Origin of the sequence: Streptosporangium sp. NPDC000095 (assembly GCF_042899335.1) — a bacterium.
Lineage (GTDB): Bacteria > Actinomycetota > Actinomycetes > Streptosporangiales > Streptosporangiaceae > Streptosporangium.
On record NZ_JBIAZS010000008.1, the window covers coordinates 141,155 to 154,227 of the forward strand.

Consider the following 13,073-nt stretch of genomic DNA (forward strand, 5'->3'; position numbering starts at 1 on the left):
ATGCCGGACAGCAAGACTTCGCTGTCGCCGATCCAGGAGAGCGGGTGGAGGTCCTACCGGGCCAAACCCGCAGGTGACCACACCGACCAGGTCACGCTCGCGGCGCGGTTGCGCGGCCCCGTGGACAAGAAGGCCCTCATCACCGCGCTGGAACACGTGCTGGAGGCGCGCGAGGACCTGCGGCCGGCGTTGCCCGGCGACTCCGGGGCCGAGCCCCGGCGCGTCACCGTCCCTTCGCCGGTGGAACTGGGCAGGCACGACGCGAGCCGCCGCGAGGAGGCGCTCGCCCGGCTCGTCTCCGAGCAGGCCAACCGGGGCCTCGACCTGGAGAACGGCCCGCCGGTGCGGATCGCCCTGGCGCGGATGGCCGACGACGACCACGCGCTCGTCGTGACGGCGCACCGGCTCGTGGCCGACGAGCGCGTCCTGGCGGGCCTCGCGCGGGAGATCTCCCTGGCGTACGAGAACGCCTCGGGCGCCACGCTCCGCGCCTCCTCCAACGGCGCCCCCGCCTTCGACGCCTCCTCCAACGGTTCTCCCGCCTTCGACGCCTCCTCCAACGGTTCTCCCGTCGGCCATGCCTCGCCCAACGGCTCCTCGAACGGTTCCTTGAACGACTCCCCCACCGGCCACGCGTCCGCGGGCGGGCACGTCCCCGACGACCACCGCTCCCCCGCCGGCCCGGCCGCCCCGGCCGACGGCCACGCCTCCGTCGACGGCACCGGCGCGGAGGCCGCGGACCTCGCCTACTGGCGTGAGCGGCTCGACGGCATGCCCCCCGCCCTGGACCTGCCCTCCGACAGGAGCCGTCCCGCCGTACCCGGTTTCACCGGTGCCCAGGTGACCTTCACCGTCCCGCCGGAGACGGCCGCGCTGGTCGAGACCATGGCCCGCGAGGCCGACGCGGAAAGCGCCACCCGGGCCGCGCGGGCGATGACGCTGTCCCGCTGGTCGGGGCAGGCGGAGACCGTCCCGCCCGGCGAGACCGACACCCGGGCCGTCACGCTGGCCGCGTGGGCGGTCGCGCTGTGCCGCTGGTCGGGCCAGGACGAGGTCGTGGTCGGCGTACCCGTGCCCGCCGCAGAGCGCGCCCCGGCGTTCCCGATCCGGATCGGCTGCGAGGGCGACCCCTCGTTCACCGCCGTCGTCGCCCAGGTGCGCGACGCGCTGGACGAGGCGGCCGCGCACGGCTCCTACCCCGCGCACCGGCTGGCCGAGGAGCTGGAGCTGGACGCCTCCAGTGGCGTGCAGCCGTTCTACCAGGCGGAGTTCGACCAGGCAGCCCCGGCCTGGGGCGCGCTGCGGCTGCCGGGCGTCCAGGTCTCGCCCCTGGTGGCGGGCCGTTTCCCGCTCGCCTCGGACCTCGCGCTCGTCCTGGTGCCCGGCTCGCTCGACGGGGAGATGCGCTACGGGCTCGACCTGTTCGACGCGCCGGGCGCCAGGACCATGGCCGAGCAGTACGTCACCCTGCTGTCCGACGCCGTGCGCGACCCCGCGCGGCCCATCTCGTCGCTCTCGCTGCTGGACGCCGAGCAACTGCGGCTGGTGGTCGAGGAGTGGAACCGCACCGAGACGCCCTTCGACGAGGAGGCCGGCATCGGCGCCCTGTTCGAGGCGCGCGCCGCCGCCGCCCCCGACGCGCTCGCGGTGCTCGCCGGTGAGCGGCGGCTGACCTACCGGGAGCTGGACGAGCGCGCCAACCGGGTCGCCCACCGGCTGATCCGCGACGGGGTGCGGCCGGGCCACATCGTCGGCTCGATGACCGGCCGCTCGGCCGAGGCGCTCGTCGCCTTCCTCGGCATCGTCAAGTCCGGCGGGGTCTACCTGCCGCTGGATCCGGCGCTGCCGCCCGACCGGCTGGGCTACATCCTCGACGACAGCGGGGCACGGCTCGTCCTCACCGGCGCCGAGCACGCGGGCCGGGTGCGCGACGACCGGGTGCGCACGATCGAACTGGACGCCGAGTGGCGCACGATCGAGGCGGAGGAGCCGGGCACGAGTCCCGGCCTGACGCCCGCGCCCGACGCCCCCGCCTACCTCATCTACACCTCGGGCTCGACCGGGCGGCCCAAGGGCGTGGAGGTGCCGCACCGCGGCGTCGGCAACCTCGCCTCGGCCCTGTCCCGGGAGTTCTCCCTGACGTCCGACGACCGGGTGGCGCTGTTCGCCTCGCTCAGCTTCGACGCCTCGATCTGGGAGATCACGATGGCGCTGCTGAACGGGTCGGCACTGTGCGTGCTGGACCCGTCGGCCATGACCCCGCAGGAGACGGCGAAGGCCATCTGCGAGCAGGGGGTGACCGCGGCCACGTTCCCGCCGACCTTCCTCAGCACGCTCAAGGGCGACGAGCTGGACACGGTGCGGCTCATGGTCGTCGCGGGCGAGCACTGCCCGACCGGGCTGGTGCGGACCTGGGCTCCCGGCCGTGTCTTCGTCAACGCCTACGGGCCGACGGAGACGACCGTGTGCGCCACGATGGGGACCTGCGACCCCGCCGCCGCGTACGCGCCGCCGATCGGCCGGCCGCTCGCCAACTTCCGGGCCTACGTGATGGACCGCTGGCTCAACCCGCTCCCCGCGGGCGTGCCCGGCGAGCTGTACGTCGGCGGCACCGGCCTGGCGCACGGCTACCGGGGCAAGCCCGGCCTGACCGCGCAGTCGTTCATGCCCGACCCGTACGGCCCTCCCGGCGCCCGGCTCTACCGGACCGGCGACCTGGCCCGCTACCTGCCCGACGGCCGGCTGCAGTACGTGGGCCGGGTGGACCACCAGGTGAAGATCCGCGGTTTCCGGGTGGAGCCCGCCGAGATCGAGGCCGCGATCACCCGCTATCCGGGGGTGCGCGAGGCCGTGGTCAGCGTGCGCGACGACCGGCTCGTCTCCTACGTCGTGCTCGACGACGCCTCCAGGATCATCGCCGACCGCAGCGGCCTCACCGGCGAGCTGCACCGGTTCCTGCAGGGCTCGCTGCCCGCGTACATGCTGCCCTCCTCGTACGTGACGCTGGACGCGATGCCGCTCACCTCCTCGGGCAAGGTGGACCGCCAGGCGCTGCCCGAACCCGGCGGCGACGGCGGTGACGGCGGTGACGACGACTTCGACGCGCCGCAGACCGCGACGGAGCAGACGATCGCCGAGATCTGGGCCGAGGTGCTGAAGCTCAGGCGGATCGCCCGCGAGGACGACTTCCTGGAGATCGGCGGTCACTCCCTGGTGGCCGCGCAGGTGATCACCCAGGTGCGGGAGAGGTTCGCGGTGAACGTGCCGATCCGGGTGCTGTTCGAGAACCCGGTGCTCGCCGACTTCGCCGAGGCGGTGGACGGCGCTCTCGCCAAGGCCGAAGCCAAGGCGGAGGCGAAGGTCTGAGCCGTGGGGCCCGGGCTTCGCGCCCGGACCTCGGGCGGCGGGACATCCCGCCCGGCGGGATGCCCGGCCCCCTGACCCGCGCATGACGAGGGCCCGTGAGGATGATCCTCACGGGCCCTCGTCATGCGTGGCCTCGGTCCTTCGTCACCCGCGGCCACGACCCTCATCGCGTACGGCCGCGGTGACCTTGGCGGCCCCGGCGACCCCGCGCCCTCGCGGGCGGCCCGGCGGACGGCTCCGCGCCTCTGCCGGGCAGCGCGACGGGAGGTGCTCAGCGCCGCCCGGGAAGCGCGGCGGTCTCGGACTCGGGCCGCCAGGTGGGGAGATACTCCCGCAGCCGCAGCACCATGCCCTGGCAGTAGGAGGCGTTGTGCTCCAGGCTGCGTTCCGGCATGAACGGCAGCTTGCGCCCGCGCGGGTGGTCGAGCTCGAAGCGGGTCAGAAGCTCCTGGCCCGCCTCCAGGCCGGTCACGTCGAGGTCGATGAGCAGGGCCGCCAGATCGGCGGGCATGTCCACGACCGAGGTCGTCTTCCCGCGCGCCCCGGCGCGCGACTCGACGCCCAGCTCGGTGAAGTCGTAGCGGGGCGGCTTCGGCTTGGCCAGGTAGATGTAGGGCCGGGCCAGCAGGTCGAGCTCGAACGCCGCCCGCGCCCCGGCGTCCCGCCACCAGGACTGACTGCGGGCGAAGTCGACGAGCAACGCGTCGAACTCCTCGCGGTGCGAATGCAGGACGAGATGCGCGACCATCCCGAAATTATGGAAGTCATAGTTCCAGAGTTTCTCCACGGAATCGCGGAAGAAAGTCGCGACCTCGGTGTCCGTACGGCTCTCGAAATATGTCGCGGCGTCGGTGAAGAAATCCTCGAAACTTCTCCTGCCCGACCTCTCCAGATAATTGGCGAGATAATACAGGCCGCGCAGGTTGTAGAGCGAGTGGACCGCGTAGTAGAACCACGTTCCACGCTCGCACTCCTCGCGGCTGACCCAGTTCGTGCCGACCACGACATCGGCTTCCGTGACATCACTGGGAACGCGTTCGACCTGCACTCCGAGAAGGTCGCGCTTCGCGTGGATGGAGGTGTTGTGAAGAAGGAGCTGCGGATAGACGATCAGCGTGTCGGCACGCAGCCGGCACAATTCCGCGACCCCTTCCTTGTAGGAGTCGAGGGTTTCTCCGGGAAGCGGCCAGATCAGCTCGATGTAGGAGCTGATGCGCTTCTCCCTGAGCGTCCTCTGCAGCTCGGTGTAGGTCGCGGGCTTGATGTTCGAGCGGTCGACCAGTTCGAGGGTCTTGGAGCTCATCGACTGCAGCGAGATGGGCTGGCTGGTCAGCAGGCCGCCCTGCACGAGGATCTCGGTGATCTCGGCCATGCGGTCCGGCTTGTTCTTCGCCGCGGCCATCGAGACCATCACCGGGTAGCCGTTCTCCTCGCTGCACTCCACCAGGTGGCGGGTGAGCTCCACGTCGCGCGGGGCCATGCCCCAGTTGGCGTCGGCGATGAAGATCGACACGAAGTTGTTCTTGCTGATCCAGGTGATGTCGTCGCGGACCCGCTGGTCCTCGAACTTGTGCACCTTGTCGTTGGTCGCCGCACCCCAGAAGCAGAAACCGCAGCTGAACGGGCATCCGCGGTTGGTCTCCAGGATGGCGGTGGTGTACTTGCCCTCCTCGAAGACGCCGGAGGTGAAGGGCGAGGGCACCTCCATGAGGTCGCGTACCCGCTCGGCGGCCTCGGTGGTGACGAGCTCCCCCGACCGCCAGAAGCTGATCCCGTGGACGGCGGCGAAGTCGGGGTCGTCGCTGAGGACCTGCCTCAGGTACTGCACCATCGTCTTCTCGCCCTCGCCGTTGCAGACGACGACGTTCTCCTGCTCCGGGGGGACGTACTCGTGGGCGTGCTGCATGACCTGCGGGCCGCCGAGGATGAACTGGGCCTTCGGGAGCCGCTCGTGCAGCGCGGCCAGCACGGCACGCGCGAATCCGATGTTCCAGATGTAACAGCTGATGGCGTACACGTCGCTGCGCCTGCCGAGGAGTTCATCGATCACTTCCTCCCGGTTCGCGGACACGGGTGCGGAGAAGATCTCGAACTCACATCGCGGCCCCACCTCGGGGTCGCGCTGTGCGTAGGCCTGCATGTAACCGGAGGCGAGGGGCAGGATGGCCTCGAATGCAGACAGCTCGACGAATGTGACTTTGGTGTTCATGACGCTCGTCCCTGCGTAGTCTGAGTAATCGCTGAAGCCGGTCGGATGGAATCCGCTTATGGTTTCACAGCGGGAGTGGACGAACAACGCACGCCATTTGCGTCCGCCAATCGCGTGTTACGGTTCTGAAAACCTCGATGACCACGGACTCGATAACCACGGAGGAGAAAACGCATGCCGACTCCCAACTACGAGACCGGCCACCGGAAGCTCTCACTCGACGATCGGATCGCGGAGCATCTCGAAAAGACCTTTCAGGACCCCTGGGAAATCCGTAAACTTTCCCATGATTTCCGCAGGAACGGCTATGTCAAGCTGCGGAACGTGGTCTCCGGCGAGATCAAGGATCTCGTCTCGAACGAGGTGGACCGGCTGCTCGACCTGCACGCGCGCCGGATCGACATCAACCTCAAGGAGACCAGCAACTCGCCGAGGAAGATGAGCACGGTCAGCCAGCAGTCCATCGCACAGGACAGCACCCTGATCCCGGAGCTCTATGACTCCGCCACCCTCAAGGACTTCCTCGGCCGGCTGGCCAACGAGCCGGTCGTCGCCTGCCCCTGGGACGAGGAGAAGTACGTCATCATCCGCCAGGAGAAGCAGGGCGACACCCACGGCTGGCACTGGGGCGACTTCAGCTTCACCCTCATCTGGATCATGGAGGCGCCGAGCAGCGAGTACGGCGGCATGCTCCAGTGCGTCCCCCACACCAACTGGGTGAAGGAGGACCCCCGGGTCCACGACCACCTCATCAAGCAGCCGATCAGCACCTACGCCCACGAGACCGGCGACATCTACTTCCTGCGCTCCGACACGACGCTGCACCGCACGGTCCCGCTGTCGGAGGACCGCACCCGGATCATCCTCAACACCTGCTGGGGCAGCGAGTCCGACGCCAAGAAGGAGCAGTCGCACGAGACCATGGAGGCGATGTTCAGCTGAGCCTCCCGGCCCCGGCGGCTCCGGGACACCTGGGAGATCCGGAAGCGGTACGGGGAACACGGGAACGACGAGAGGGCCCGGTCGATGATCGACCGGGCCCTCTCGTCGTTCCCCCTGTCCTCTCGCCCCGCTGTCCTCTCGCCGCTCGCCCCATCGAGCGTCCGCTCGGTCCTACAGGTGTCCTGCCGGTGCCTTGACGGTGAGGCGCGGCAACGGTCGACGCCCCGCCGAGCCCCGTCCGACCGGCGCCTGCCGAGACGACCGTGCCCGTGCGCGCGAGGGCCGGGGCGTCGACCCCGGAGGTTTTCAGCGGCGGCCAGAGCGGACCGGGCGCCCGCCTCCCCGCGTCGCGTACTCCCGCCCTCGCCCCGCCTGCTCCTGCTCACGCTGCCTGCGCCGCCGTCCCAGGAACCAGCCCGCCCCCAGGATCGCCAGACCTATCGGTGTACGAGACAACCTTCGTGCCACTACGACCTTGAAGAACTTTTTCATAGGGGCCCCCTGCCCCTCAGCGGCCCGATTAGGCATCGGCTTCGCCCATGGCCGCCTCGATCCCGTCCAGGAGGATGACGAGCCCGGCGGCGAAGGTGTCTCTCCCCTCCTGTTCCAGGTAGGGGACGGTCTCGTCCTGAGCCTGGTAGGCGCCCTCGCCCTCCATCCAGGTCAGCGTGGGGAACCGCTCGGCGAAATCGGGGGCGACCTCCGTCAGCAGGGCCGAGCGGGCGTACCACCACTCCTCGTCGGACAGCCCGGTCGCCGCCGGGGCCTGACGCGCCTCCGCGACCGTCTGCGCCGCCCCGCGCACGAAGCAGGAGAGCGTCCCCGCGACGCGCCGCAGCGTCCCGGCGTCCAGCCCGGTCTCCCGGAGGATCCGCATCAGCTCCTCGATCATGACGTACTCGTTGGGACCCAGCACGGGGCGGGCCTGCGACACCTGCAGCATCCACGGATGCCGTATGTAGAACTCCCACGCCTCCCGCGCCCAGGAGGTCACGGCCGCCCGCCAGCCCGCCTCCAGGTCGTGGTGGGTGGACAGTTCGGCGAGGGCCCGGTCGTACATCAGGTCGACCAGCTCGCTCTTGCTGGGGACGTAGGTGTAGAGGGCCATCGCCGTGCGTCCGAGCCGCTCGCCCACCGCGCGCATGGAGAGCGCGGCCATCCCCTCGGAGTCGGCGATCGCGACGGCCGTGTCCACGATGAGGTCCACGCTCAGCGCGGGCTTGGGCCCGGGACGCGCCTGGTCCGACCTGGTGGTACGCCACAGCAGCGCCATCGAACGGCGCGCGTCGCCCTGTCCGGCGAAGACGACCACTTGCAACTCCTTACGGCATAAACTAACTTTGCCGGGCTAACTCTTTACACCCTAAGGATATCGCGTGAGAAGGTTCGTGTTCCCACCCGCCACACCGGTCGGATCAGGCGGCCCGCGGCGCCGCCCGGCCGCCGCGGACAGCCACGACGTGATCGAGGTTCGCGGCGCCAGGGAGAACAACCTGGCCGACGTCTCGCTCGACATTCCCAAGCGGCGGCTCACCGTCTTCACCGGGGTCTCCGGCTCCGGGAAGTCCTCCCTCGTCTTCGGCACCATCGCGGCGGAGTCGCAGCGTTTGATCAACGAGACCTACACGGCCTTCGTCCAGTCGTTCATGCCGAGCCTCGGCCGTCCCGACGTCGACGGCCTGCGCAACCTGAGCGCGGCGATCGTCGTCGACCAGGAGCGGATGGGCGCCAACTCCCGCTCCACGGTCGGCACCGCGACCGACGCGCAGACGATGCTGCGGATCGTCTTCAGCCGGATCGGCACCCCTCACGTCGGCACCTCGAGCGCGTTCAGCTTCAACAGCGCCGAGGGCATGTGCCCCGAGTGCGAAGGGCTCGGCCGGGTCTCCGACATCGACGTCTCCCAGCTCGTCGACGTCGACCGCTCGCTCAACGAGGGGGCGATCACCGCCCCCAACTTCACCGTGGACTCGTGGTACTGGCAGGGCCTGGCCCACTCGGGGTTCTTCGACCCCGACGTCAAGCTGAGGGACTACACCCCCACCCAGTGGGAGGACTTCCTGCACAAACCCGCCACCAAAATCAAAATCGGCACGATGAACACCACCTACGAGGGGCTCCTGGTCAAGGTACGGCGGCTCTATCTCGTCAAGGACCGGGAGTCGATGCAGCCCCACATCCGGGCGTTCGTGGACCGGGCCGTGACGTTCACGAGCTGCCGCGCGTGCGGCGGCAGCAGGCTCAACCCCGCCGCGCTCGCCTCGAAGATCGACGGCCGCAACATCGCCGACTGCGCGGCGATGCAGATCAGCGACCTGGCCGACTTCGTCCGGGGCATCGAGGACACCTCGGTGGGGCCGCTCGTCGCCACCCTGCGCAACACGCTGGAGTCACTGGTGGAGATCGGCCTGGGCTACCTGAGCCTGGACCGCGAGTCGTCCACCCTGTCGGGGGGCGAGGCCCAGCGGGTGAAGATGGTCCGCCACCTCGGCTCCAGCCTGACCGACGTCACCTACGTCTTCGACGAGCCCACGGTCGGGCTGCACCCACACGACATCGAGCGGATGAACAACCTGCTGCTGCGCCTGCGCGACAAGGGCAACACGGTCCTGGTCGTCGAACACAAGCCGGAGACGATCGAGATCGCCGACCACGTGGTCGACCTCGGCCCCGGCGCCGGCTCCTCCGGCGGGCGGATCTGCTTCACCGGCGACGTGGCCGGGCTGCGCGCGTCGGACTCCCTCACCGGCCGCCACCTGGACCACCGGGCCCGCCTGCGCGAGAAGGTACGGCAGCCCAGCGGGCAACTGTCGATCACCGGCGCCCGCCTGCACAACCTCAAGGACGTGAACGTCGACATCCCGCTCGGCGTGCTCACCGTGGTCACCGGCGTCGCCGGCTCGGGCAAGAGCTCGCTGATCCACGGCTCGCTCCCCCGCAGGGACGACGTCGCGGTGGTCGACCAGGCCCCGATCCGGGGCTCGCGCCGCAGCAACCCGGCCACCTACAGCGGGCTGCTCGACGCGATCCGCACCGCCTTCGCCAAGGCGAACGGGGTCAAGGCCGCCCTGTTCAGCGCGAACTCCGAGGGAGCCTGCCCCAACTGCAAGGGCATCGGCCTGGTCTACACCGACCTGGCGATGATGGCCGGGGTGGCGTCGGTGTGCGAGCAGTGCGAGGGCAAGCGGTTCACCCCCGAGGTGCTCACCCACAAGCTGCGCGGCAAGGACATCAGCGAGGTGCTCGCGATGTCGGTGGCCGAGGCCCGCGACTTCTTCGCTCCCGGCGCGGCCTCTTCCGCCGCAGCCTCTTCCCCTGCGGCCTCGAAGGCGAGCTTCGGCGCGGCGCGGGCCGTCCTCGACCGTCTCTCCGACGTGGGCCTGGGCTACCTCGGCCTGGGCCAGCCGCTCACCACCCTGTCCGGCGGCGAACGACAGCGGCTCAAGCTCGCCATCCGGATGGCGGAGAAGGCCACCACGTACGTGCTGGACGAGCCGACCACCGGCCTGCACCTGGCGGACGTGGACCAGCTCCTCGCCCTGCTGGACCGGCTCGTCGACGACGGCAACACGGTCGTCGTCATCGAGCACCACCAGGCCGTGATGGCCCACGCCGACTGGATCATCGACCTCGGCCCCGGAGCCGGACACGACGGCGGCCGGATCGTCTTCACCGGCACCCCCGCCGACCTCGTCTCGACGGGAGACTCCCTCACCGCCCGGCACCTGCGGACCTACCTGGGCGGGAACACCACCCGATAGGCACATGGGGAGAGCTCTCCGGAACGCGGGACGTCACCTCGCGCCGTACCGTCCCGACAGAGGTCGCCGCCCGGCATTTCCCGGGTCATCCCGCCCGGCACGTGTTTCCGGTCACGCCGCCCGCTCCCCGCCGCTCACGACCACTTCGCGCCTGGTCACACGAACCCGGGCGAAAAGCCGGACGGCAGGCGGCCTCGCGCCGCCTACCGTCCGGCCCTGACAGGTCTTCTTCAGGACGGGCGCGGTCCTGCCAGGAGCTCGCCGACCTGGACGACCGCGAACTCGACCTGGCTCTGTCCCTCCTCCCAGTTGGCGATCAGCGTGCACCCCTGCTCGGCGAGCAGGTCGCCGCCCGACCGCTCGGTTCGCAGGTACATCAGTCCCTCCTCGCCCTCGGTGCAGAAGAAACTCAGGTGGGCGGACAACTCGGGTGGCGTGAGGCCGGCCAGCGCCTCCTGCCACTCCTCGGCCGCCTCGGTCTCAAAGGGAAGAAGGCTTTCCGGGCCCGTGCCGAGCGCGGTGGCGACCCGCATCGCGTCGAAGAGCGTGCCGTCCGAGACCAGCCGCGGATAGCAGACAGTCCACGTGTCGCGCAGATCGGACGCGGCGAGGTCGTACCGTGCGGACAAGGAAGCCAGGTCACCGCCCAGGACGAGCCGACCCGCGAAACACGCCGCCGCGAGATCCTCCTCGAACTCCGGCGGCAGCCCGGTTTTGTCGAACTCGAAGACCGACCGGCTCGCGTCGAACTCCGGCAGCGGCTCCTCCAGGTCGAAGATCGGGCAGTCCCAGACGACCGGCTCGGCGCCGCGAAGGGCCGCCGGGGTCACCCAGGCGGTGTCCCGCGCGAAGCCGAGCTCGTTGATGAGGTCGCCGCCGAAGAACGTCGCATAGACGGCGTCGGCGTCGAAACTCGCCAGCGGACGGCCGAGCAGGATCTCGAAGGCGCCGGTCAGCTGTTCCCGCCATGGGCCGGAAACGGTGGTGGAAGCGGATTTCATCCCGGGACCATATAGGCCAGGACCGTCATTCCACCCCGGGTCCGTCGGAAGCGGACCGGATCGTCAATCTGGTCGTCGGCCACGGGGCCTATGCCGAGCTCACGCAACGGAACGTCGACGCCGGGCACCTGCGGACCTGCAGGGGAAAGACGGCACACAGCTGAGACGTGCGTCACACCCGGCTTCCTGTCACGTATGGCCGGGCTACCCGGTCAACTGTGTGCAGGACATCGACCATCACCTTCGTCAACGCCTGCGACCGGATCAATGCCATCGGCCGGCCGCCTTGAGCACCACCAACCCGGCCGTTCGGCCAGGACCGGATCACTCAAGACACGGCCTAAGACAGACCCCGCCATTCCGCATCGGACCGACGTGGCGAGGCAGAGCGACCCAGTGTGCCCGTGAGGTCGCCTTCTCTCTGCTTCGCCGCCACGACCTGAAGGAGAAGACGCATGTCCCAGCCTCTCCCGTTCGTCATCGATCCCACCGGTGCCGACCGGCACGCCGAATACCAGGCCCTGCGGGCTCGTGGTCCGGCCACCCCCGTGGACATCCTCGGCCTGCGCGCCTGGGCGGTCACCGACCCTGCCCTTCTCAAGGCCCTGCTCACCAGCCCCGACGTCTCCAAGAACGGCCGCGCTCACTACCCGGCCTTTCAGCAGACGATCGGCACGTGGCCGCTCGCCCTGTGGATCGAGGTGCAGAGCATGCTCACCGCGTACGGCGCCGACCATCGCAGGTTACGGCGAATGATCGCCCCCGCCTTCAGCGCACGCCGCATCGCCGAACTGAGGCCGACCGTCCGATCCCTGGTCACCGAGTTGGTCGACGCCCTGGCCGCGCTGTCCCACGGCCAGGTGGTGGACCTGCGTGAGCGGCTGGCCTACCCGCTGCCCATCGCCGTGATCGGCCACCTGATGGGCGTACCCGAAGACCAGCGGGACGATTTCCGGCAGCTCGTCGACAACGTCTTCGACAGCACGCTCACGCCTGAGCAGGCCAAGGCCAACACCGCACGTCTTTTCGAGGCCACCGACCAGTTGATCGCCACCAAGCGCGACAACCCCGGCGACGACATGACCTCCCTCCTCATCGCGGCACGCGACGAGGAGTCGGACGGCGCCGGCCTCACCGATGTCGAACTGCGCGACACGATGATTCTGATGATCAACGCGGGGTACGAAACGACCGTCAACGTCATCGACCAAGCCGTCCTCGCGATGCTGACGTCCCCCGGCCAGCTCCACCTCGTCCGCACCGGCGAAGCCACCTGGGAGGACGTGGTGGAGGAAACCCTTCGCGCCGAGCCCGCCATCAAGTATCTGCCGCTGCGCTTCGCCGTGACCGACATCAAGCTGCCCGACGGGCAGGTCATCGCCGCAGGAGACCCCATCCTCGCCGCGTACGGGGCCGCCAACCGTCACCCCGACTGGCACGGGCCGGACGCCGACACCTTCGACGTCACGCGCAAGGTGAAGGACCACCTGGCGTTCGGCTACGGCGTGCACTTCTGCCTCGGCGCTCCACTGGCCCGCCTCGAAGTCGCAGAAGCCCTGCGTCAGCTCTTCGAGCGTTTCCCCGCCATGTCACTCGCGACACCGGCCGACACATTGCGTCCGATACCCACCCTCATCAGCAACGGTCACCAGGAACTCCCCGTACACCTACACGCCGTCGAGTAGCACGGCCGAGTACCACCACCTGCTCCGAAACCCCGGACAGGGACCCCGAAGCACCGGAGCCACCTTCGTCGTCACCACTTGCGTCTCGGTATCCGTGCGAACTCATGGC

The 13,073-nt window shown here is 69.6% G+C and carries 8 protein-coding genes; 4 read left to right on the top strand and 4 right to left on the bottom strand.

Annotated features, from left to right (window positions below; genetic code table 11):
- The gene (locus tag ACFY3V_RS19495; protein WP_389774983.1) at positions 1–3,366 is read left to right on the top strand and encodes an amino acid adenylation domain-containing protein; all 3,366 of its coding nucleotides are present in this window, start codon (positions 1–3) and stop codon (positions 3,364–3,366) included.
- A 271-nt stretch (positions 3,367–3,637) separates the two neighbouring features.
- On the opposite strand, the gene ACFY3V_RS19500 is transcribed toward ACFY3V_RS19495, so the two are convergent.
- Entirely contained in the window at positions 3,638–5,575 is a 1,938-nt protein-coding gene (locus ACFY3V_RS19500) for a B12-binding domain-containing radical SAM protein (protein ID WP_389774986.1), read from the bottom strand.
- Between the two features lie 174 nt (positions 5,576–5,749).
- Here ACFY3V_RS19500 and ACFY3V_RS19505 point away from each other — a divergent pair, with 174 nt between their 5' ends.
- Positions 5,750–6,517: a hypothetical protein gene (locus ACFY3V_RS19505; RefSeq protein WP_362901508.1), complete on the top strand. Its 768-nt coding sequence runs from the start codon at positions 5,750–5,752 to the stop codon at positions 6,515–6,517.
- A gap of 306 nt (positions 6,518–6,823) precedes the next feature.
- Here the strand turns inward: ACFY3V_RS19505 and ACFY3V_RS19510 are convergent, their stop codons facing one another.
- Positions 6,824–7,045, bottom strand: coding sequence for a DUF6203 family protein (locus ACFY3V_RS19510; protein ID WP_389774990.1), 222 nt, complete (start codon positions 7,043–7,045; stop codon positions 6,824–6,826).
- Positions 7,038–7,829 (bottom strand): TetR/AcrR family transcriptional regulator, encoded by a 792-nt coding sequence (locus tag ACFY3V_RS19515; protein ID WP_362901504.1) that lies wholly within the window; start codon positions 7,827–7,829, stop codon positions 7,038–7,040. Before ACFY3V_RS19515 ends, ACFY3V_RS19510 begins: the two co-directional genes overlap by 8 nt.
- A 76-nt stretch (positions 7,830–7,905) precedes the next feature.
- Here ACFY3V_RS19515 and ACFY3V_RS19520 point away from each other — a divergent pair, with 76 nt between their 5' ends.
- Positions 7,906–10,278, top strand: coding sequence for an ATP-binding cassette domain-containing protein (locus ACFY3V_RS19520; RefSeq protein WP_389775287.1), 2,373 nt, complete (start codon positions 7,906–7,908; stop codon positions 10,276–10,278).
- Between the two features lie 230 nt (positions 10,279–10,508).
- Here the strand turns inward: ACFY3V_RS19520 and ACFY3V_RS19525 are convergent, their stop codons facing one another.
- Positions 10,509–11,279: a hypothetical protein gene (locus tag ACFY3V_RS19525; RefSeq protein ID WP_389774994.1), complete on the bottom strand. Its 771-nt coding sequence runs from the start codon at positions 11,277–11,279 to the stop codon at positions 10,509–10,511.
- 455 nt (positions 11,280–11,734) lie between these two features.
- On the opposite strand from ACFY3V_RS19525, the gene ACFY3V_RS19530 reads away from it, so the two are divergent.
- Positions 11,735–12,964 (top strand): cytochrome P450, encoded by a 1,230-nt coding sequence (locus ACFY3V_RS19530; RefSeq protein ID WP_362901500.1) that lies wholly within the window; start codon positions 11,735–11,737, stop codon positions 12,962–12,964.
- The last annotated feature ends 109 nt before the right edge of the window (positions 12,965–13,073 follow it).